This is a genomic window from Desulfonatronum parangueonense (genome assembly GCF_054656975.1).
On record NZ_BAAHXH010000003.1, the window covers coordinates 2,740,842 to 2,763,309 of the forward strand.

16 protein-coding genes are annotated in these 22,468 nt (G+C 47.6%); 6 read left to right on the plus strand and 10 right to left on the minus strand.

The genetic code is table 11. The annotated features are described in order from the left end of the window. Positions 1-295: 295 nt before the first annotated feature. Positions 296-1,852: an FkbM family methyltransferase gene (locus tag ACYQ15_RS12610; RefSeq protein ID WP_459937863.1), complete on the minus strand. Its 1,557-nt coding sequence runs from the start codon at positions 1,850-1,852 to the stop codon at positions 296-298. Positions 1,853-1,873: 21 nt separating this feature from the next. After that, positions 1,874-3,892 carry a glycosyltransferase gene (locus tag ACYQ15_RS12615; protein WP_459937864.1) on the minus strand — a complete coding sequence of 673 codons (2,019 nt, stop codon included), beginning with the start codon at positions 3,890-3,892 and terminating at the stop codon, positions 1,874-1,876. 849 nt (positions 3,893-4,741) lie between these two features. On the opposite strand from ACYQ15_RS12615, the gene ACYQ15_RS12620 reads away from it, so the two are divergent. After that, positions 4,742-5,896: a tyrosine-type recombinase/integrase gene (locus ACYQ15_RS12620; protein WP_459937865.1), complete on the plus strand. Its 1,155-nt coding sequence runs from the start codon at positions 4,742-4,744 to the stop codon at positions 5,894-5,896. Between the two features lie 70 nt (positions 5,897-5,966). Here ACYQ15_RS12620 and ACYQ15_RS12625 read toward each other — a convergent pair whose 3' ends face one another. Then, the gene (locus ACYQ15_RS12625) at positions 5,967-6,995 is read right to left on the minus strand and encodes an Rpn family recombination-promoting nuclease/putative transposase (RefSeq protein WP_459937866.1); all 1,029 of its coding nucleotides are present in this window, start codon (positions 6,993-6,995) and stop codon (positions 5,967-5,969) included. Positions 6,996-7,230: 235 nt separating this feature from the next. On the opposite strand from ACYQ15_RS12625, the gene ACYQ15_RS12630 reads away from it, so the two are divergent. Next, positions 7,231-7,824 carry a site-specific integrase gene (locus tag ACYQ15_RS12630; protein WP_459937867.1) on the plus strand — a complete coding sequence of 198 codons (594 nt, stop codon included), beginning with the start codon at positions 7,231-7,233 and terminating at the stop codon, positions 7,822-7,824. Between the two features lie 337 nt (positions 7,825-8,161). Here ACYQ15_RS12630 and ACYQ15_RS12635 read toward each other — a convergent pair whose 3' ends face one another. The 7 genes from ACYQ15_RS12635 to ACYQ15_RS12665 all read right to left on the minus strand — a co-directional run bounded on the left by ACYQ15_RS12635 (position 8,162) and on the right by ACYQ15_RS12665 (position 16,027). After that, a complete protein-coding gene (locus ACYQ15_RS12635; protein WP_459937868.1) occupies positions 8,162-9,163 on the minus strand; it encodes an ATP-binding protein in 1,002 nt (333 codons plus the stop codon). A gap of 21 nt (positions 9,164-9,184) precedes the next feature. After that, positions 9,185-9,610: a JAB domain-containing protein gene (locus tag ACYQ15_RS12640; protein ID WP_459937869.1), complete on the minus strand. Its 426-nt coding sequence runs from the start codon at positions 9,608-9,610 to the stop codon at positions 9,185-9,187. 96 nt (positions 9,611-9,706) lie between these two features. Next, positions 9,707-10,309 carry a hypothetical protein gene (locus tag ACYQ15_RS12645; RefSeq protein ID WP_459937870.1) on the minus strand — a complete coding sequence of 201 codons (603 nt, stop codon included), beginning with the start codon at positions 10,307-10,309 and terminating at the stop codon, positions 9,707-9,709. 5 nt (positions 10,310-10,314) lie between these two features. After that, positions 10,315-12,543, minus strand: a complete 2,229-nt coding sequence (locus ACYQ15_RS12650) for a vWA domain-containing protein (protein ID WP_459937871.1) — start codon at positions 12,541-12,543, stop codon at positions 10,315-10,317. 13 nt (positions 12,544-12,556) lie between these two features. Next, positions 12,557-13,525: a DUF3150 domain-containing protein gene (locus ACYQ15_RS12655; protein WP_459937872.1), complete on the minus strand. Its 969-nt coding sequence runs from the start codon at positions 13,523-13,525 to the stop codon at positions 12,557-12,559. Between the two features lie 14 nt (positions 13,526-13,539). Next, entirely contained in the window at positions 13,540-14,868 is a 1,329-nt protein-coding gene (locus ACYQ15_RS12660) for an AAA family ATPase (RefSeq protein WP_459937873.1), read from the minus strand. A 148-nt stretch (positions 14,869-15,016) separates the two neighbouring features. Further along, on the minus strand, positions 15,017-16,027 hold the full coding sequence (locus ACYQ15_RS12665; RefSeq protein ID WP_459937874.1) for a hypothetical protein: 1,011 nt from the start codon (positions 16,025-16,027) through the stop codon (positions 15,017-15,019). A gap of 927 nt (positions 16,028-16,954) precedes the next feature. Between ACYQ15_RS12665 and ACYQ15_RS12670 the strand changes: the two genes are divergently transcribed. From ACYQ15_RS12670 to ACYQ15_RS12685, 4 genes are all read left to right on the plus strand, one after another. Next, a complete protein-coding gene (locus ACYQ15_RS12670; protein WP_459937875.1) occupies positions 16,955-18,694 on the plus strand; it encodes a DNA primase family protein in 1,740 nt (579 codons plus the stop codon). Between the two features lie 206 nt (positions 18,695-18,900). Next, the gene (locus tag ACYQ15_RS12675; protein ID WP_459937876.1) at positions 18,901-21,459 is read left to right on the plus strand and encodes a DNA polymerase; all 2,559 of its coding nucleotides are present in this window, start codon (positions 18,901-18,903) and stop codon (positions 21,457-21,459) included. A gap of 137 nt (positions 21,460-21,596) precedes the next feature. Then, on the plus strand, positions 21,597-21,821 hold the full coding sequence (locus ACYQ15_RS12680; protein ID WP_459937877.1) for a hypothetical protein: 225 nt from the start codon (positions 21,597-21,599) through the stop codon (positions 21,819-21,821). Next, positions 21,821-22,465, plus strand: coding sequence for a hypothetical protein (locus ACYQ15_RS12685; protein ID WP_459937878.1), 645 nt, complete (start codon positions 21,821-21,823; stop codon positions 22,463-22,465). Before ACYQ15_RS12680 ends, ACYQ15_RS12685 begins: the two co-directional genes overlap by 1 nt. Positions 22,466-22,468 lie beyond the last annotated feature (3 nt).

The window sequence follows — 22,468 nt, forward strand, 5'->3', positions numbered from 1 at the left end:
TTATATTTGGTATGTACATCGGATTTATGTCAAACGGGCATACACAAAAGCAACAAAGGCACAGCCATAACGTTTCTGAAAATATCGCAAAATGTTATTTTATATCCGGCTCTACCCACAAAGATTGATTGACCGCCGCAAAAAAGTATTTGCTCGACATTGCTTTTATAGACTTACGATCAAGTTCACCCCAATATCCACGTAAGCTTTAGAACACTGATAGACATTGGTTACGATTGACGTTGTAAAATATGAATTACACCGTAGAAAAGAATTAAAAAGGAGCTCTTGTTAATTATTTAGCATCATTTTTTAATTTACTCTTTAATTTAGCGATCTCTTTATTAAGCTTTGCAATTTCTTGTGTCTTCTTTAATGGATTTGCATCAGCAAACTGACGACTCATATAAGCAAAATTACATCGTCGCAATAATGGTGAATCCTGCAACCATTCATTCTTCTGCTCATATATCTTAAATACTCTATAATTGTAATTCTGTAAAAAATTATCTATTTTTCCAAAAAAAGTTTGTTGCGTTCCGTGGGTATTGAAACCAACTTCAATATATATAACGTCAACATTTTGCTTACTTAGTAATTTGTTGGCACCTTTCAGAACATCAATTTCAGCACCTTCAACATCAATTTTTAATATGTTGATATGACTATCGGTATATGCCTCCGATAAAGTATCCAACGAGTAGCTTTTAACACTAAACGTATTAGTATATTTATCAGTATAGAAAGACAAGTCTATTGATTTAGTCATAGGTCCCGCAGCAGTAAAATTTTTTTCACTTTCTTGCGACCCAATAGCAAAATTATAAGCATGTAGTGAAGAAATATTATAGTTCTTGATGTTAGCAATTAGTTCTTTATAGTTAATTGGATTCGGTTCATACAAATGTGCCTCTCGAATCTTGAATGCTTTTGAATTGTATATTTTTTTAAACACATCACCTATACATGCTCCGATATCTACATAAGTAATAAATTTTCCTTCAAAAAAAGGCTGCAAATCGTTAATCATATCATCGATTTCAGCGTCGACACTCGTTATAGATTGAGGGTTTTTCTTGTTTTCGATTTTATGATTTTGGGTTGACAAGGGGCTAGCATCCGGCGTTGATTTCCGGGCAAACGCCACCTCAGCATTTGGAAAAATATTATCGATTCCGGTATCGAATTTGCCTTCTTTATTATTTTTTCCCCCTGTCTTATTGAGATATTCGGTCTTGTCCGCAGTTTTTTTGCAGGACTCCTCAATGAGTTGCGTATCTACACTGTCATCTGAAACAAGCTTGAGATACTGAGGCGAAAGACGCAGTTGATTGTTGGCGGTCAGTTCCAGGCCCAACTGATCCAATTGCTGGCGAATCCTTGCTTGGGTAAGTAACCGCGAATCCCCGCCAGGAGTACCTGTTTGAATGGCGGATTCGAAGTGCATTTGCGCACGCGGCTGTTGCCCACCCAAAGCAGCCGCCCTGCCCAAACTGTTATGCACCCCGGCAATCAACACCTGACTGATCAACTGCTTCCCGCACCCCCAATCCTTGGCCAGCCGGGTAAAGCTACGTGCCTGATCCAAATTCCCCTTTTGGGCATGCCCGGCAGCAGCAAGTAAAGCCAGCTTGGCTCGGTCCGGATGGTGCTGCAATGCATCACGCTCTAACTTGACCAGGCTTTCCCAGTCACCGAACTGCCACTGTGTACGGGAACGCTCCAGAAGGTTTTCGTCGTAGGGCACGGGCTGGGCGTGGCTAACCGCATTCTCGTCTTGAAGCACAGGCTGGCTTTCCCTGTTTCGGAAACGATTGACGAAGGAGCGGATGTAGGTGAGGAGGGAGGGCATGAAAACGTTATCAGCTATCGGTTATCTGGACGCATAAGGCGCTGAGTAGGAAGCACTGAACTCAACAGGAACAAACCCATTGGGTGCAGAACGAATAGGCGTATGGGAAAGCATATGGACAGTCTTGGTTGCCAGGCAATCTGTAGCCCTCGCATTAGATGTTCTGTGTCCTTTTCCAGAGTTACCCGCTCCTTGCTGGCAAACATGCCTCACAATCTCATCCACATGGGCCTCAAATCTCGATTGCCAGGTGTTTTTCTTCCGCCAGAATCCGATATCCGGCAGATCAACCCGCTTTTCCAGGATGTCCTGTAACCGGGCGATAAACTCTTCATGCGACGAAGCCGGAAAGACCATGCCTGACGATTTGTCGATATTCGGAATGTCCGTGCAGACCACCGGCACGTTCCAGGCCAAGTAGCTGTAAAGCTTCAAGGGATTCATGCTCCTGGTCATGTCCATATTCAGATGCGGAATCAGGGCTACATCGAAAAGAGAGATCCAGGTTCCAGCTTGGTCATAGGGCACAACGCCAGGGAAGTGGACATTGTCGTGTCGATCCAGGACGAGTATATCCGGGTTGATGTGTGTAGAGCCGATGAGCAACATATCCATGTCGGGAAAAGACCGGACGATTTTTTCCAACAACAGGATGTCCATTTTTTCTTCTAAGTTGCCGACGAACCCGAGCACTGGCCGTTTCTTGCGGGAGATGCGGGCATGCAAGGGATGATCAACTGGCTCTGCTGGGGGATTGGCATCACAGGCATTGGGCACGAGGCGAATCTTTGGAAAAAGAGGCTTCATGGACATCTTCACAGGCAGGCAATTGCAAAAGGCGAAGGCAGACCGAGCCAATAAATCTTGGTAATTTTTTGTAAACAGAGCCTTGTTTTGCTCTGAGCAATCAGGCCAGGCCCGTTGATCGTCCACGACATCCGTGACGACACAGGCTGGTTTGAAATGTTCGATTATTTCCGTAGCGTGGCCAATATATGGATAAAACCATAACGCGGCGTCCTGGGGCCGCAGTCCGAGTTCAAAAAAAACGTCGTGAATAAATGCTAAATAATCTTGGGTAACTGTTGGAGAATCGTCGTGAACGTACACCCGGTAGGCGATCTTGTCCGTATCCAACCGCTGATGAATCTTGAGTTGGGTTCTTTCGTAGGCCAATTTGTATTCAGTCAGGGCGCTGCCCGTATTGAAAAAATTCAGCGTCGCATGAGAAATGGGCAGATCGAAAACGATCACCTTGGAGATGTCCGGCCGAGACGCGAGGTACTTGATGACCATGTCATGCCTGCGGCCGTAAATGGTGGTGTCGTTTTGCTTCCAGAAAAGGGCGATTGGAGTGCCTTGGGGCGCAATGCGTGATGGGTGATGCGTAATGCGTGATGAGTGAGGCGCAGGAGGTATCGCCAGGTCATCGTACATCTCCAGTACGGCTCTTCTGGTGATTGCATTCAGCAAACCCTGACCGACCGCAAACGGCCTTCCCAACACTTCCAGTACAATCCCCTCCAACTTCCCAGCGTCCATCCCCTTATCAACAAACGCATCCACGCTCCCTACACCAACATTCCCCTGCCCGATCACCGCTGCTCCCCAAACCAACTTGGTCAGAGCGGCCAGAGCAAGACAGTCCTGATCCCCACCGACAATATGAACTACGTCGCAAGGATGCTCCCCAACAAATTGCTCCAACCCATCCGCTGTAACCCTATGCACAGGAATACCAAGCAATTCAGTCCAGTCACCAGACCGCGTTCCAGCGACACACTCGACAGCGCCAAAAACCTGATAGGCCTGTGACAATACTTTCAGTGCTGCTGCATCAATCGTCTTATCCGGCAGGCAAAGCAGCACCAATGGCTTCTGGCCTTGGCGTTGGGCGCGGTACTTTTTGCGAGCCAGGGCGATGTTCCCGGTGATTGTCTGGGACAAGCCTGGGGTATTACGCAGGGCGTCGAGGTAGAGCGGGATGGCCTTGGTGAGTTCGCCGGAACGGAGGGCGGAGTTGGCTTGGGAGAGAAGCATTGGGTTTGTTAGGTTTGTTGGGTTTCTTGAGTTTATAGGGTTTGTGGGGGTTGTTGAGTTTATAGAGTTTGTAGGGTTTGTTGGTATGCTTTCTGTGCTATTCAGGCACTTTTTCGAAAATCGGCCAATTTCTGGTGGGTGATGATGATACCTTCAGTCCGGCTCCTGGACCTGATGCAAAGAAAATTCAATAAAATCAATGGATAATGAGCAATAAATTGTAGCTGTAATGAAAAAACTGCGGTATGCCCAATTTTGGTTCTGCGAAATTGGCAAAATAACAGCACACAAACAATTAAAAAGTTTTATGATAACAGCTATTTGATGTTATATTGCTGGACGCAAAAAGACTGCGATATGCCCAAAAACGTAATCGAATTTTGTACTTTTCCCTGCTGATTGCCCTCTGAACTTCCCTCTTCGGGCTTCTTTTTTGCTTAGCTTTCGATCATCCAATCATTTAAATAAATCCATATTGGTGACACGACCTAGGAAGCATCGTGGCCTGGCATTACGAACTCGTCTTCGAAGCTGTCTCCATGGATTCGGAATTGCTGATTTCGGACTTCGACATTTCCAATTGCCGAAGCAAACTTTTTCTGAGTCGAGTCAGGTGCGTTTCATGGAGCGTTTAGCATCAACGCCAGATTGAAATACCCTTTTGTGAATTCTGTCCTGCTTACCTCGATGTTAGAAATGCAAAAATTCTAAATAACATTCTAAGTAACAGCCTAAGTAACAGTCCGAGTAACATTAAAATTAACAGTCAAGAACAGTAAAAGTAACAGTACTTAAAAAATATTTATTTTTGCGCATGTTTTACCATTAACCTCTTGAAAGGAGCGGGTAATGGCAAAACGAGATTTTTCGGCGCGTTTCGTGAAGGAAGTTTCGTGCGATGAGAGTAAGGGAAAGCTGCGATTTTACGATGAGAAATGCAGGGGACTGATGCTTGAAGTTCGGCCGACAGGAACCAAAACCTATTTCCTTCGCTATCAGAACAAGCGCGGCGAAACCAAGCAGATGAAACTGGGCAGGGTGGATGATCTAAGCGTTACGCAGGTTCGTGCTCTAGCGCAAAAGTATCTTGGAAAGATCGCTATGGGAGAAGACCCGCTTGAAGAGCAACGAATCATGCGTGAAGTTCCGACTTTAAGTGAATTTGCGCAGGAGCAATACATGCCGTACGTTAAAAGCTATAAAAAATCTTGGCGCACAGACGAGGCTTTGCTTCGGATTCATATTTTGCCAAAGTTGGGGAGTATGCATCTGGATCAAATCAGAAGGGAAGACATCTCCGGGCTTCACCAGGAACAATTGGCTGCGGGTGCCGCACCTGCTTCTGCGGACAGATTGGTAATTATACTCGGGTATCTCTACAACTTGGCGATCAAGTGGAACACGCCTGGAGTGAATGCCAACCCTACAAGGGATGTGGTTTTGTTCAATGTCGATAACAAAAGGGAGAGGTTCCTCAGCTCCGAAGAGCTGGAAAAACTGGCGGAATCAGTCAAACAGTGCGAGAATCCAATGCTGGAGCCCATTGTGTTGATGCTGGTTCTGACAGGTGCCAGGAAGCGAGAGATGCTGGACGCTAAATGGGACGATTTTGATCTGGAGCGTAAGACTTGGCGGATTCCGGTAACGAAGTCAGGTAAGCCAAGAACTGTGCCGCTTTCAGACGCGGCTCTTGATGTGTTGGCCAAAATTCCCAGAATCGACGGATGCGAGTATGCCTTTGCCAACCCGAGAACCAGGAAGCCGTTTGTATCGATTTTTAACGCATGGAATGCTGCAAGAAAGCGAGTTGGCCTTGAAGATGTGCGTATGCACGACCTACGTCACTCCTTTGCCAGCTTTTTGATCAATGCAGGGCGTGGAATCTACGAAGTGGCGAATTTGTTGGGCCATAGTCAGCTGCAAACAACACAGCGGTATGCTCACCTGGCTGACCAGACGTTGCGGGACGCAGTGAATACGGTGCCGCTGGGGAAAGTGGCGTAAGTCGGAGTAGTGGCGGCGGGATGGATATGTGGGGCTTCTCCGAATTGAGAAGCCCCTGTATGCTGTGTGGTTAGTGGGTGGTCGGTTTTGTGGCCTTGTTTACGAGGGCCTCGAAGGCTTCCAAAGATTCGGCCCTAGCAAGGCTGTGAGAAAGTGAATTAAGCACGTCGATGTCTTCAATGGCGTGAATCTTCTGGGAGAAGCCCACAGGGACGAACCCAAACTTGGAGGATGCGAAGTTCAGGAGCATGGTGCGGGCGGCTTTGAGTTCGCCTTCTCGGAGGCCTTCAAGCTTGCCCTCACGCAAAGAAATCACTTTTTGATCTGCGCGTATTTGGTCTTCTATTGTTTGCATGATTCCCTCCTTTTTGTCTGCTTTCGGGATCAATGGAATAAGGTCATCTATTTTTACATATCCACTGGCTCCAACGATGTATCTTGTCACCAGAATTGTGGTCAGCATTCGCTTCTCTGGGTCCTCGATCTTGGCCAGCGCAGCGTAAATGTTTTTAATATGGTCTTTCAATTCTTTGGAATGAATAAACTTCATGGCCAGTTGGACCACGTTCAGCAAGGTCTGTTCTTTGATCTGATCCTCATCAATAACGTTCAGATCGTGGATCAAGTGACGAAACTGAGGGATGAATTGCTGGAAGTAGTCCGAAGGACAGTCAAACAGGTCTGCGAAGTCTGGGCTATAGTACCACCTCCGTTCTCCGTGTGTGAAAACCATCGAGATGATGATCGGCAGGTATTCCGGTGTTTCAGTGGCCTTTAGGGCTTCCAGCCATTTCCGTAATTTGTACTTGAGGATCTGTAACCGAGCGAACTTTTCCGGCTGGGATTTGTGCTCGATAAGGATGTAGATTTCCGCCTCATTTTCTAGCTTGTCCTTCAGCCTGAGCTTAACGACGATATCCGTGAAAGCCCGTTCCAAATCGTCTGTGTAGGATTCGGATCTGACCACCAGGCTGCCAAGGTCCAAGTATTGAGTGATCTCCTGGGGGACGTGCTTGGCGATAAGTTCTCGAGTGACCTCTTCGTTGGAGAGCATCTCCACCGCGAACTTATCATGGGCTTGGGTGACCTTGTTTTGCATGTGGCGAGAATATAGCTTCCTGGCGAGATGAGCAAGGCATGAACAGGTTGAGTGAGGTGGCAGCGGCCTAATGCCATGCCAACTTACTATCAAAAGTTGGCATTGTGATTTCTTGATTCGAAATAACGAATAAAAGTAGCAGCTTAATGTTGTGCCCGCCCTGTGATACTTTCATTTCAGTAGGTGATTGCCAATTTTATTGACTCAAATTCGCAATACTTGATATAATCTTTCCATGCCCAATACCAACCACCCCAAGAAGGGATCATCAACCAAGGTCGAGCCCATCCGTCGTCTGGAAGACATCAAGGCCATCAAGAAGCTGCTGGCCGACAAGCCCAGGGACCTGCTGCTTTTCACAATAGGCATCAACAACGGTCTTCGGATTGGTGATCTGCTGCAGCTGCGGGTGGATGACGTTCAGCATTTACAGCCTGGCGAGGTTGTCAGCGTGAAAGAGCAGAAAACAGGCAAGACAAACGTGCTTCTGATCAACAAGACAACGCACAAGGTTTTGCAGGAGTTCTTCCGAATCGTGCAGCCGGAGCCGGAAGCCTTTCTGTTCCAGAGCCACAAGGCCAAGGGAAAGCCCCTGACCGTAAGCGCTGCCAACAGGCTGATCAAGGGCTGGTGTGCTTTGATCAATCTGCGTGGCAACTACGGTACGCACACCTTGCGCAAAACGTTCGGCTACGTTCAGCGGGTGCATTACGGAATCGGTTTCGAACTGCTTTGCAAAAGGTTCAACCACTCTAGCCCAGCTGTGACCATGCATTATCTGGGCATCGAGGACAAAGAAATAAACGGAATTTTGATGAACGATATATGATGTGCTTTGATGGCTTGCGTATTTCGAAAATATTGAGGCCTATATCTGCGTTTTAAGGCGTTCAAAATCTGTTTGACAAGGCTTACTATACCGGAAATTGCTGTGGGCACTTCATGAATAGCTAAAAAAGAGGTCGCATGGTGCGGCCTCTTTGGTTTTGGTGTGGTTACCGTTTGGATTTCGATAAAAACTCAATCAGCAACACGAGGCCGATGCCAACCAAGTTGCCAATCAGAACTGTCCAGTTTTCACCGGACTGATCCTTTCCGCTGTCTATGCTCATGACTTCTCCTGGGGTTTGAGGTTGCCGCGCCGGTCTGGAATTGCTGGCGCAAGGTTATGCCGCCTTCTGCAATTGCTGGATGAACGAACTGGCGTCCTTCACCGTCAACGAGTTCACGCCCTTGCCGAACGTATTTATGGAGATCACGTCCAGGTAGTCCTCATCGTAACCCTGCCGTTTGGCGAGATTGAAGATTGCCCGTTTCTGAGGGTCAGTGAGTGGCGGGTGTGTTTCGTTCTCGTCAGGCTGGAAGAAGGACTGTGAAGCCCCAGCTCGACCATCGCCGTTGGGCTTACGGGGTTTGTTGACGGCTGATGGTTTGCTGGTGTCGGAGATATCTGGCTGAGTCTGCGGCGGGGATACGTCTGGAATTATCTGGCTTCCTGACAACCAGGCCTTGAGCATCTGGCCGGTCTCTTCCGAAGGCGTGAAGTAGGAGCCGTCGAACAGGCCGGTTCGGTCTTTCGTAGCTGTGGCTATGTGGCCGTCCACTGACAGTTCCAGAACCGTTGTGAACTCGTATTCGAGCCCGTCCCTCTGGACCGGTGCCAACCCGATCTTGACGGGCCGGGTCTTGCCGGTGCGCTCATCCTTCTGAACATCCCAGGCGGTTTTGCTCCGGATCGTCGCGATGATGTGAAGGGGCGCTCCCAGCAAAGCATCCACCAGAGAGTTATGTTTGGGGCTGGCCTCCCGCCATGCCGCAAAGTTGTTCTTGGTTGCCTGCGAAGCCTTGTCTACAAATTCCAGGATGCCGCCTTCACCGGCCCAGGCATGGGTAAGGCTGTCTATGATCAGAACTTCGTACCCGGCTTGAGCTGCCAGCTTGATTGCCTGCACGTACTTTTCTGGCGTGAATGGCGGGATCAGTTCGGCTACGTCGTACTGGCAGAGGTCCGCGTACAGTGAGCCGCTGCCGCGTTCTGAATCTAAAAGGGCGATCTTTCCACCTAGGCCCTGCGCGATTCTGAGAGCAGAGTACGTTTTGCCGCTGCCGCTGGGACCGATTAATCCCAGGCGTAGTTTCGATTGGGTTCTTTGTGCTGGTTGAAACATGGAGTCTCCTTACGTTTGGGGTTAGAGCAGGCCTTGAGCCTGAAACGAGAAGTGACCATCTCTCGCTACGATAACGTGATCTAGAAAGCGGACATCTAGCGTCTGGGCAGCTTTCTGAATTCTGGTGGTCAGTTCCTGGTCCTGAACCGAAGGCTTTGGGTCGCCACCAGGATGGTTATGGGCCACGATGATCCCGCTGGCCTGCTTGATAAGGACCTGGCGCATGATCTCACGAATGTAGACGGGCGTCTGATCGACGGTGCCTCGCGAGATGGTTTTCCTGGCCATGACGTTGTTCTTGTTGTCGAGCAGGAACAGTATGAAATACTCAATTTTCTTGTTCCGATATGGCAGCATGTGAGCAGCCACGTACTCAGGATGACTGAGATTGATGCAGTCACGCCTTGCCTCGTACAGCTCCGAAAGCAGCTCTTTCACTCGATTCATTGATTTTCCCCTTTTGAAAATGGAAAAGCCGATCCCTCTCTTTGAGGAACCGGCTTCTATCTTCCGTGGTTCTTTTTGATTGGTCAGTAATCAGCCCTACGCCGCCAAGCCCATTCCGGCCTGCTTCGGAATAAGCGACAGCAGGCTACCAAGATGCAGGGCCATCTCATCTACAGCCTCTTGTGAGTAAACAGCGGCTATCCGCTTGGGGGCTGGCGTGGAATCGGCAATCAGGGGCATTGTGCCGTTTCTGGGTGCCGTCACGTTGGAGGGGAAGCCCAACAGGTCCATGTCCGTCTGGTCGATCAGCAGTACACGCCGAGATTCGTCCGGTGCCGACTCGCTTTTGAATACGTGCAGATTGGTCGGTGATTTCTTGCTCTCACCGATCTGGAACAGCAGCGGAGTTTTGGTGCAGGGCACTACGTTCGCCGGGTGGTCCATGGTGGCGATGGCTTTGGGAATCTCGTCGTGGAAGGTGATGGAATGGGTTTCAACCTTCAGGACCGCGTTGATCACTTGTTTCCGCAAATCCTCGTCTGTCAGGTTGAAGATCATGGCCAGGTCAGGTTCCAGTAGGCTCAAGTGAACGGCCACGGTTCCAGCAATAATGAGACCCCAATTGTTGATTACCATTACGGGGCCTGGTTTCTTCTTCAGATAGGTACGGAACGCGGATGTTCTGATAGTGGTTATCATGGCAGTTACTCCTTGTTCGGGGTTAATAACGATTCAAGCAGCTTGAAGGCTTTTTGTGGCAGGTCCTCAACCCTGTTGACCACTTCGCAGATGGGGAACAGGTCCGCGTAAGCGAGCCCTTCAATGCCAAGCGTTGCGACTTCAATACCGAGGGTCTCGGCCTCGTCCAGGGCGGTCTTTGTGGTTCTGGAATCATTGGGCTCACCATCGGTAATAAGGACAACCAGCTTCCTGGATTCAGTAAGAGGCACCATTGCGGAAAGCACGTATCGCAGAGACTCAGCCAAAGGTGTGCAGCCGTAATTAGAGGTTGGCCATGGCAACGTGCTGGTTGGCCGTTGTCCGTGGGCAATCAGGGGAGCCACAGGATAAACTGCGTGGTCCTTTGAAGGATTGGCGTTGTAGGGATAAAATGCCGGGAAAAGGGTCAGAGCCAGATTAATGCCGCGTTGGTTTGCCAAGGCTTTTACCAGGGCAAACACAACATCCTTGGCGACAGCCATGCGACGTGTGTTCATGCTGCCGGAAATATCCAGCAACAAATGGACAGCCGTGTTTACTTGCTTCTGGGTCGAGTTTCTCAGGAATAGCTTGCTCTCGCCGGTTCTGATCCGGTGTAATCGAGACCTGGCTATGCGGGTTCCTGCTGCGCTGGGTCTGATCCTGGCTAGGCCCTGAGCCTGAAGTAAGCCTTTGAGGTTGGCGGACAGCTTGGCCACCACGCCGGAAGAAGCCGTGATCTGCTGTGGTAAGTATCCGCAACTCTGCAATTGGGATTGAGGAGTTGCCTCGGCTATCCCGAATGCTCTGGGATTATTGCCGCTGAGTACCTCCGACTTCAGAGCCATCTCTTTGAGTTGTTGGCCGAAGTCTCCAATCTCTTCCTGCGATTCGAGGGCCTGGGTTATTGCTGCTTGCAGTGGGGTGGAGTCTGTTTGTGGCTGAGGCTGGTCTGTTTGGGTGCCGCTGCCTACGCCCACGGATTCAGTGTCGGATACTTCGGCCTCGGATTGATCTGCTTCTTCTCCGGTTTCTGAGTCGGCTGCATGATCGTCATTATCTGCTGGATCAGGGCTACTATGTACTGGAAGGTCTGCATCGGATTGTTCTCCTTCGGAGTCTAAAGGTGGGGATGATTGATCCGGTGGGTTACTACTAGCCGGGCTTTGTTCGTGCTGAACTTGTTCGGTGGGGGATTGTTCGAGCTGATCTGGATCATCCTGGATACTCTGCGATGATCCGGGATCGTCCTGGCTTTTCTCAGGACTGCCTTGATCATTGGAAGTATCCATGCCTTTCACCGGACTATCCCGATCGTCAGGATTATCCGGGATTTGTACAGATGATTCGGCATTATCTGGATCGTCTAGATTATCTTGATCGTCCTGATCTGCGGGGTCGGTTTGTGATTGGCTGGGATTATCTGGCTGGTCAGGGCCTTGCTGTGATTGTCCGGGACTACCCGGAGCATCCTGATCCTCAGAGCTTGGTTGTTTCTCTTCGTGCTCATCCTTCGAATCCGACTCTGAAGTATCGACAGCGTCCCTATGCTTCTCCAGCAGAGCTACGATTTCTTTAACCATGGCAACTACTCCTGCCGTATCTGACACCGAGCCAATCTGGGTTATGATCTCGAACAGGTCTCGTTCCAGTTCAGGGCTGAACGTATTCAGGAACTGATCCCGAGTTTTCAGCGCCAAGTCTGCCAGCATGTGCTGCTTCAGATACAGAGTCCGAAGGGTCAGGCCGACATACCCGCATATTACGGCTTCGGGCGGACTGTCGGGCTGAACTTCAAAAACTCCAGCCTTCGTTCTGCGTAACTCCGATACGAGGGTGCTGAGGTTCGTTGCCATGCCGGGATAGGTATCTCCGAGGGCTTTTTCGATGCGAATGTCCTCAATGATGTTCCATAAGGATCGTTCGAACGGAGTTGATTTGGGAATCAGGTCCAAGTCTGTAAACCGGACATGGCCCAACTCGTGATCCAAATAGCCTCTGCATATCCAGGAGTTTTCCCTTGAAGTAAGGGGCATGATGATCACATTCCCATCTGTGCTGGCGGTCGAGTGGTTATCGAAGATCACCTTCACGCCGTTCTTCCGGCCAAGGCCGCTTGCCAGGGCTGCCATCTGTGCCGGAGTGAGTTTGGGAAGGGTTCCAGAAACAGAAATGGCCGCTTGTGAGGCGGCCATTTTGGTTAATTCCGTATGAATTGCTTGGTATGGGATCACATTGATCTCCTATTCAGAACCAGGCTGTAGGCAACCTGGGCTGAGAAATGGATGGGGTTGGCGGTACAAAGCCGTCGGGATTGGGTGTGGGTTGTACCGGCTGAGTAGAAGCCGCAATGGCGGTAGGCTGCTGATAAGGTGGGTAGGCGAACTGGTATGTGTCACCCTGCTCCGCGGCGGCCAGAATATCCTGAAGCACGTCCGGGCTTTTCAGCTGCACCAGGAGACGGGTCAGATTGAAGAGCGCCGCGCCGGTCAATACGCCGCCAGAGTCCCGTTGATCCAGGAAGGTTTGCAACTCGGCCTCGATTACGGACACTCCAGGATTTACAAAGGACAACCCGCGCAGCTTGTCGGCAAGCCTGTCTAAACGGTTCAGGTTCTTGAAGGTGGCTCGGTCCCGGTCCTTGAGGCTGTTGTATGTCTCACCGGCCAGGATGCTGATCTCCCGAAGCATTGTGCCGGTCAGATCGTTGGTCAGGGTCTGGGCGAAGCCGGGATCATTGTCGGAAGAAGACATCCGGAAAGCCCGCCACTTGAATCCAAACTTCTTTTCAATACTTGCCGGCGTCTCCAGATACGGGCGCAAGATGCTGGCCCATTGAGAGTTCTTCTCCAGCCAGGCGTCTTGTTCCCGGTAAAAGTCAGCCAGAAACTTGTCCTTCTCGGTATGGAACTCTCTGGCCATGTCCGACAAGGCCGCCTCGATCTCGTCTTTCTTGGCCTCGGGTGTGATCCAGATTTTCCCGCCATAGAGCGAAACAGCAACGCTTTCGAGGTAGGTAACCGCCTTGGTTCGAACTGCCTGGATGGGCTTGAAGGCTTCTTTGTTGTGGATGCGCTTGCTGCCAAGAGAGACAAGTTCTTCCGGAGGTAGGTCGATACCGGCGAAGTCTTCGGGTTTAAGGTTTTTGCTGCCAGACCAGATGGATATGTCCAAAATCAGCCCCAGTGATTGTTCGAATATGCGTTCTTGTGCCATGAGGGTGCCTCCTTTTACAATTCCTGGTTGAAAATCCGCTGGTATACTTCCCGAAGGATCGGCTTGCCGTCCTGGGAAGCCCTGTTGAGGACCGTGTACTTGAGAGCATGGGCGATGGGATGCTTCACACGGGGAACCTGCCGGAAGAAGAGTGAGGCCTTGGCCCACTCGACAAGCTCGCGGGTTGAGAGGGTATCCGGGATGGGATTTTCTTCAGCGGTGTGGATTTTTCTTATCTCACCGGCAAAAGTCACCATCTTCTCGGATATGTCTCGGTTGCCCAGCAGCTGCTGTAAGATGTCGATCTCTACGTCGGGCTCCGGATAATCCAGAAGGAAGGTCCACTTCAGCCGATTCATGAACGCTTTGGACATTTTCAAGGTGCCGGAATAGCCGTTTGCTTCGCCTTCACCCTGGCCGGTTGTGTTTGCTGTGGCGATGAATCTGAAGCTGGCTTCGGGATGGATCACCTCGCCGCCATTGGCTGATAGGGTGAGGGGTCTGCCGTCCAGGATCGAGTTGAGGCCGACGAGGGTTGAAGGGTCCACCAAATCAATCTCGTCGAACAGGAATACGCCGCCAGACTTCATGGCCATGGGCAGCGGTCCGTACTCAAACGTGAACCCTCCGCCAGCGTTGGGGATGTACTGGCCGATCAGGTCGATCAACTCCAACCTATTGTGGCCGGTGGCAGAGAATACGGGCTGGTTGCTTCGGGCGGCCACTTCGTTCACCAGGGAGGACTTGCCGCTGCCTGTAGGGCCTGAAATTAAGCATGAGAGGCCGCCGAAGGACCACCAGCCCAAGAAGTCAGCCGTTACCTCTGGCCGGAAGTGATAGTTGGTTGGTGTGGGAACGTATGCCTGCCATTCATGCTGATCACGAACGGTCCAGGACACGGGTGGAAAACTTTGGTGGAACAGGCTTTGTACGGTTGGAACGTCTGTTGGCGTGGCTGGAATATTCATGGAATTAGTACCTCCTTGGTCTTGACTGTTATTGGATTCGCTTGTGCCTTGCTGCCAGAGAGCAACCGGGTCCGGTGTCGGGTCTGGCTGTGAGGGCTGCTGCGTGCGAGCCTGTGACCTGTCCGGGAAAAGTTGCCTATAGCCCTTGGCCAGCTTGGCTTTGGCCCGGCTGTTGGCTTCTCTGATAGGGCGGATTGTCTGGATGGTTTTCTTGGTCAGGCCGGTAGTATCCCCGAACTGCCTGGGGCCGGTTATTCCTTTGCTGGTGCTGCCGAAGTAGATGTCTAAATGGTTATGGCTGGGAATTGCGATCCAGTCTTTTGGCCTGCCGCTGTTTGAATGGCGCAGGTGCAGAATGTTTGCAGGCGCATCCATGCTGATGCCTCCTTTGGACGCAGCTGTGCCGTGTCTCTGAGTTGGGTTCAGAGCCAGGCTTTTATGTAATGATTGTGGGATGAGAGAGAGGCTGAGTCGTGATTATTACAGGATGATCCGTAATAATCCGGGGATAGGCTGGGCGGGCTTAGGCAGCTTTTACATCCAGTACGGCGTATTTCGAGGTTTTCTGGTACTCGGAAATATCTTGTCCGAGTTCACCGAGCAGCAACTCCAACTGCTTCAGATCTGTGGTGGTCCGGGATCGTTCGGAAAAGCGTATGCGTAAGTTGCCGGATTGGTAGGTTCCCGGTTTGATCAGCTTTAAAACGTAGTCGCGCAAGGTTTCTTTCCTGGCTTTGGCGGCCTTCTCTGCTTCCGAGGTCTGGTGATACTGTTCAAGCAAGTTCGATACTTCTTGAGGAAGCTCCGGGCCTGAGTGTGCTGGGCATGAAGCCAAGTACGGGCAGTAGCCACAGAGAGCTGAGGGCTCGCATGTGAGGGGCAGGTTTTCTGGGGCTTCTGATTGGGAAGCCGCCTTTACTCCTTCCCAGATATTGATTGCCCGAAGCAGCAACCCATATGATCTTTCGGGATCGTAGGCGTAGTTATTTTGCATGTTCATCATGCCCTTATTCACGTCCAGAACCATGATTGCCGCTTCGACATGTTTGCCAGTGCTTTTGTGGAGCAGCAGCATTTGAAAGTGAACCTGGTGTTCCCAGGCCTCCCGAATTTCCAGCTGGTTCGAGGACTTCACCTCCAGAATTCTGTTTCCTGGCAATAGAAAGTCCAGGTGCGCACGGAGAGGAACCACGTCCAAGGGCTCCTGGCAACGTGCACAATGGGTAACCTTGCCGGATGGGTCAAACCATTCGCACAAAGTACAATAAGGCAGATAGTAGTTCAGCTCTGCTTGCCTCTGAGGCCGAAAGTCCCTCAAAGCCTCTGCCACAATGTCTTCAGCAAGGTGACCTCGCTTGAAACGGATCAACGTTTGGAGATCATGTTTCTGCGGGATCACTTTCCGGAGAACTGCCTGTCTTGGGCAGCCGCCAATATCTGACGATCCTACATATTCCGCCCGATTGCCCAATGTTGAAACTGTTTGGGCCTGTCTTGCCTCTTCAAGGCCAGCTTGAAATTCCTGCGAAGTCATTAGCACGGTATGCCTCCTTTGTATGGTTTGCTTAAAAACATAAGTTTAAAATCTGTTTGCTCCTCCCCTATTCATGATCAGCTCTTGGACATCCAAGGCTGGCCATTCATTATCCCCTCCTGCGAAAGCATTCCCTCAATATTACGTCCTGAGTTGGTCGTATTGACGTTAAATAGAATGCTTGACGTTCTGACCTAGGGATTTGACTCAATACCTTATAACAATAAATAGCTGTGATTTTAGAATATTATTTGCAAAAAGAAAAAGATTTATTTTTTTTCTGGAAATTACTTAACAAATGCTGTCGAGGAGCACATACTTTAATAATGGGCAGAAAAACACTCCTGTTAGGCAATAAAAAAAAGATTTTAAAAAAAATCGTTTTTCACTTAACAAAATGAAACTATTTGCCCATTATATAATAGGGGGGATGAAAAAAAATATTCAAGCATAGGCAGAAATATTACTGATACTAGCCTAGAAAAAAAAGTTTTATAAAATAGCAAAATATCGTCAAAATTTACTTAAAAAATTTCTCTGAAAAGCGCATTATTTATTAGTAGGTATATATTCATGAAACTCTCCCGTTAGAAGGTGCTAGAGATTGGCTTTAGCACCTTTTTACGGGCGAGAAAGTAGTAACCAGTTATATAAATCCTAGGAGTAATAATGCCATCTCAACACCTACACACTTTTGTTGCTAGCAGAGAACTTAAGGATAGAATTACTAAGGCTGCAAAGCGTTCAAACATGTCTACATCAAAATTCATCAAGAACGCTATGAGTATTTACATGAACCTTGACCAGGAGAAAGTGCAGAAAGCTATACGAATAGGAAATGCCTTGGATGTGGAACCGTCATTGATCGTTAATGACCTTATTAACCAGAAACTCAAATTATAACCTTTAACCATAGAGAGGATTATCATGAATACTACTACTTCTGTTGATGAAATCGTTGAGTTCGAATTGACTGATTTTGATGCTAAGGATGTTGTCGCTGAATCTGTAAATGAATTGGTTCGTGAGTCATTTTTTAATGATGATGTTGGCGATGCAAATTTATACAAGCATCTATATTCAGGAAAGTTTATTTATCGAGTTCTGCATAAAAAATGGTACAAGTACAAAGGACCTCACTGGGAAGTTGATGAAAAAAATGAGGCTTTGTGTGCTGTTTCTGAATTGTATACTCAATATGAGTATCACCATAACGTTTTTGGCGGATTTGGTAATAATGGAGATCTTCTTTTGAAAAAGAAAAAGAAGCTCAACATATCTACTTCGATGAAAAGAGTGGTAGAGTTGGCGGCAACAGGTGAAAATGGCTTGGCATTTATAGATAAGGAGAATGCATGGAACAGTGTTTTTGCCTGTAGAAATGGTGTAATTGAACTCCGGACTGGAATCTTTCGTGAGGGAAGGCCGGAAGATTATATCTTCAATTACTGCGATATGAATTATGATCCTAATGCCGGCACCCCAAATGAGTTCCTAAAGTTTCTGAAGGATATCTTTGAGTATGACGGAGAGAAGCCAGCTTTGCCTGATAAGTCTACTCCTGATTATAAAAAGCTTATCATAGCCTTCAGAAGAAATTACAAGGCCTATGTCAAAGCCAAGAAGAAACATGAGAAGGTGATGGTTAAGTTTATCCAAAGACTGCTTGGGTATACATTACTTGGCACCTGTAAAGAGAGGAAGTTCATCATTCTATATGGTCCGGAAGGAGCTAATGGCAAAACCACTTTAATGACGTTGCTGGTTAAACTGCTTCAAGAATACGCGGGAAACATCGACCCAAAGATTTTGTTGAGTTCCAAGGCCGATAGCACAGCTTCCGGGCATAGCAGCCACTTGGTTGATCTGTGTGGAAAATTAATTGTTATTGCTGATGAAATTGAAGAGAACAAGAAGTTGGATAATGGTACAGTTAAAAGGCTCACAGGAAATGGGCAAATTTCAGCAAGAGCTGCCCACTCAGCCAGTCATATACGATTTTATCCTACTTATACAATTTTTCTCTTGACTAATAATCTTCCCCATGTAGCTCAAGACCCTGCTACCTGGAACAGGATTATACCTATTCATTTCAAGTGGAGCTATGTTGAAAATCCTCAGAAGCCTCATGAAAAGGCTATTGACAAGAATCTCGGAGATCGTCTGCTCGGGGAGTTACCTGAAATCTTGAAATGGCTGGTTGATGGTGCTTTGGAGTACCAAGAAATGAACACTCTTGCTGTTCCTGATTGTATTTATGATAACTTGAGGGAATATAAAGAGTCCACTGACAATTACAAGCTCTTTGTGGATGATTGCCTTATGATAGGTGACAGAAAAGATCCTTTTTTTCTTTCTGCGCGAAAGCTTTATAATTTTTACACTAAATGGTGTAAATTTAATGGTTATTACATAGCCAGTGAGAAAATGTTTTCACAGCATATGCAAAGGTTAGGATTGCGAAAACATGACGTAAGGGTGAAAAACTGCTGGTGTTATGTTAACGCAGACATCATCAGTGATGTTGCCAGAGAAATTCTTGATAGTGATGATTATATGGATTTTACGAATGATTATAAACTCTACCTCGAAAGGATATCTGAAGTGCATCCAAATGAATTAGAAACTTGTCTGGCTGAGGAAGTGAAGGATTTTTGCGATATTTAGCTCAGTATTCTTCTGCAGGGTTGTGCAGGGTCAATGCAGGATCGACATTCAACCCTGCAGACCTCCTAAACCTATTAATATCAATACAATCTCGTGGGTCTGGCTTGTCGTTCTGCAGGGTATGCATGGTTTTCTATATATTAATTTTATATTTTAATATATGTTATACAGGCAATTTGTATAAATATAGAAATTATTGAAACACCATGCAACCCTACAACCCTGCAAAATATATCGCCGCCGACCATCCAGGCCTTAGTGATAGTAACCATTTTTATAAATCCGGAGAGGAAATCATGAAACAAGAAATTACGGATAAGAGCGATACAATTGTTCAGATGCTGGCTCAAAATTTCAATGTTAAGCACGTCAAGAGTTCAAACTCGTATGTATGTCCATGTCCACTTTGCGGGGGGAATGATAGGTTCTGCTATAGTCCCATGCCTGTTAATAAGCCGGACGCAATCAGCGTGAATGGACTTTTTTACTGCAGACAGTGCGGATTTAAAGGTCATGGCAACTATTTATATGATAATCTTATGGGAGAAAAGTCTCCAGCCATGTCTCAAAAGGTCAAAGCCATTCATACTTCGTCTATAAAGGGATCACATTTTCCGCCGTTTAAGGCTATCGATCCTCAGTGGCAGGAAGTAGCTTTAGATTACGTGCAGGACTGCGTTGAAGCAGTGAATGGAAACAATAAGGCAATATTTGAAGATCGTGGCATTGATGTGGAAACGGCTAGTTTGTTCAAACTCGGAATACATTGTCAGCTTAAAACCAGATTCTTCAAACATCATGCATCAGAGACGAATCAGGTATTGGAGCCCGGCATTATCATACCTTATTATCGTGACAATCAGCTCTATCATGTGCAGGTCAGGCACTTCTTTGAGGAAGACGGCAAGAAATATTCCAATCTTTCAGGAGGCAATGCTCATCCATATCTATTGCCAAACAATAATGCTTCTTTAAACAAGTTCATGATTGTCGAAAGTGCCTTGGATGCGATCATGATGTATCAGCATGCTGGCGATTTGATCAGACCGATAGCTCTTGGAAGTACAAACAATCTCATTGACAAACATGTTCACGATCTTCTCAAGAATTCAGACCTAGTTCTTTTATGCCTTGATAACGATGAGCCAGGGCAACAAGCTGCTCAATTTCACGCCAAGGTTTATGATCAAAGCAGGATTATTATCCCGCCTTTTGGCAAAGACCCAGGCGATTACTTTTCAATGGGTGGCAATATTCGTGACTGGGTACAATCAATTTTACATGGTTCGCCTTGTGAATCAACCTCTACATCTAAAAGTCAGGTGCAAGTTATCCGTTCAGAGGAGAGTGCAAAAGCATACTTAGAATCAGTATCTCAATGCGCACTCGTTGCTCTTAATATTTTTACTAATCCCTCGAGCAAGGTAGGCTTTAAAGATAAATATGCTGCCATGTGTTTTGATAATAATCAATTGGCTCTTTTTAATATGAACTATCTGCCAATGAAGGTCTTAAAACCGATTTTATCAAAAACGGTAGTTTGCTTTAACGGTGTAGATGTACTTGCTCGAATTAATGTGAAACAGAATGTTGCGCGGAATATAGAGTCTATTCAGCTCATGTACAACGCTCTCCACAATATACCTACAAAAGCCATCACCTTAGACAAGCTGGTCCCTTTATTAGGCTTGAAACCATTAAGAATTCCGTCGCTTACAAATTCAAAGGAGGTCATATTTGCCGAGCTTGAGAAGGTTCAGATAATTCACAAACTATATGGTTACCTGTGCCCTCAACTGACTTTCAATGACAAAGAAAACTTGTATGAACTCATGAGAGACGCACAATTTGCCGTAAGCGAGATGCAAAAAAACGGCATACTCTACCGTGAAAATACCAAAGGCTATGACCCCTATGTCTCATTCCGAGATCCAAAAACCAAACGGCTTCACCCGCAATATCATATTGCAGGAACTGTCACTGGTCGATTTTCATGTTCAAAGCCTGGCTTGCACTCGGTACCCAAGGACGCCGTGACCCGTCGTAGGTTCTATGCTCCAAAAGGCAGCAAGTATATAATTGGCGACGTCAATCAGGTCCAGTTGCGCATTGCAGCCATAATCAGCGGAGACGAAGTGATGAAGCAAGTATTTGCTGAAGGCCAGGACGTGCATTTACAAACAGCCATGGCAGTCTCAGGCAAAGGGCCTGAACAGGCTATGCCCTTCCGAAGCATTGGGAAAGCGATCAATTTTGGTTTTGTTTTTCAACAAACCGCGATGGGATTGGCGAAATGCCTTACCGAAGATTATGGAATCGAAACATCAGTCGAGGAAGCAGCTGATCACCAGATAGCGTTTAAAGAACATTATGCTGGCCTTGCGAAATGGATGGCCGATACCAAACGTCAGGCCTTGCTTCGTAATCGTCCTACTCTTGTAAAAACTCCGTCAGGCCGCATACGCAACCTCGGATGGTACGGAGGAGACCGCAGCAGCCTGATATTGAATACGCCCATCCAGGGTGGAGAGGCTGAAGTACTTCTGGCCACCCTTATTGAACTATATTCCCGTTTAGAAGGTGTGGATGCCAAACTGGTGCATGTAATCCATGACGAGATAATTCTGGAAGCTGCCGAAAAGGATGCCGAAAAGGCCAAAGATATCCTTGAACAGTCAATGATTGCCGGCATGCTGAGAATATTCCCTTCGGCAGATACCACAGGTCTTGTCGACATTCGTATTCGAAAAGACTGGCAGAAATAACCAGAGTCAACCATATAATGGAGTTATGGTAGGGGGGGGGGGATTAATTTCGTAATTGTTTCTACTTAACAATTACTATCCTAAAGCACATTATTTAATATAGGATTTTATAAAGATATTTTATTAAGGAGAATTAAATGGATTTTTTGAATTCAGATAACTCTGCAGAATTTGCAACTGAAACTCGGGTAATTCGAAAAGTAGGAGCGCCTGTAGGAAATACAAATTCCAAGAAACACGGCTACTATAGTCAATGGGCTAAAAAAGACTGGGAGGCTATGGATTCATTGATTCGAGACTGCCATCGGCTTTTGCAGAAAATTGAATCAGGAGAATTGCAAATAATAAGGCCAGTGTCGTAATGAGTACAAAAGACATGCACCAGGATTCTTCATTCTCGCTAGATACGTTGCTGGAGCTATTTAGTGAACCTTGTAATTCTCGAATAACAGGCCTTCATGAAAACCCCCCACCCGAACCGGATGAATCATTGGCCAAGATATTGGGTGTGGATGAGCCGGAAGGCAACGAGCTTGTGGAATATGTTACGAGTGCTGAGCCTCAGCAAACGCCCTTGGCAAACCTAGCTGGAAATACAAAGACAAGCCTGGCTGGAGCAAAGTCTGATCTTGTCGATATGTTTATTTTGAACTCAGCGTGGCCGGTTTTCTCCGCAGCTTCTCACCAGACGGCGGACGACAAGAGAAAGCAGTATCTTGCCTTTGTGAAGGAAGCTGCTCCGGAATCGGCGCTAGAGGGTATTGTTATCGCCCAACTGATCGTACTTCACTTGCAGGCAATGCAGCAGTTCAAAAGTGCAAATAGTGTCTACTCTCCGGAAAACGCAGACAGGCACAACAAGGCTGGTCAACGGTTGCTGAAGCAGTTTTCGGATACCTTGAAGTCCTTGCAGAGGCTCAAAGGTCAGCATGGCAAACAGGAGGTTACAGTCAAGCATGTGAACGTGATGGCCAATCAAGCCATCGTAGGCGATGTTGTCCGTTAGTGA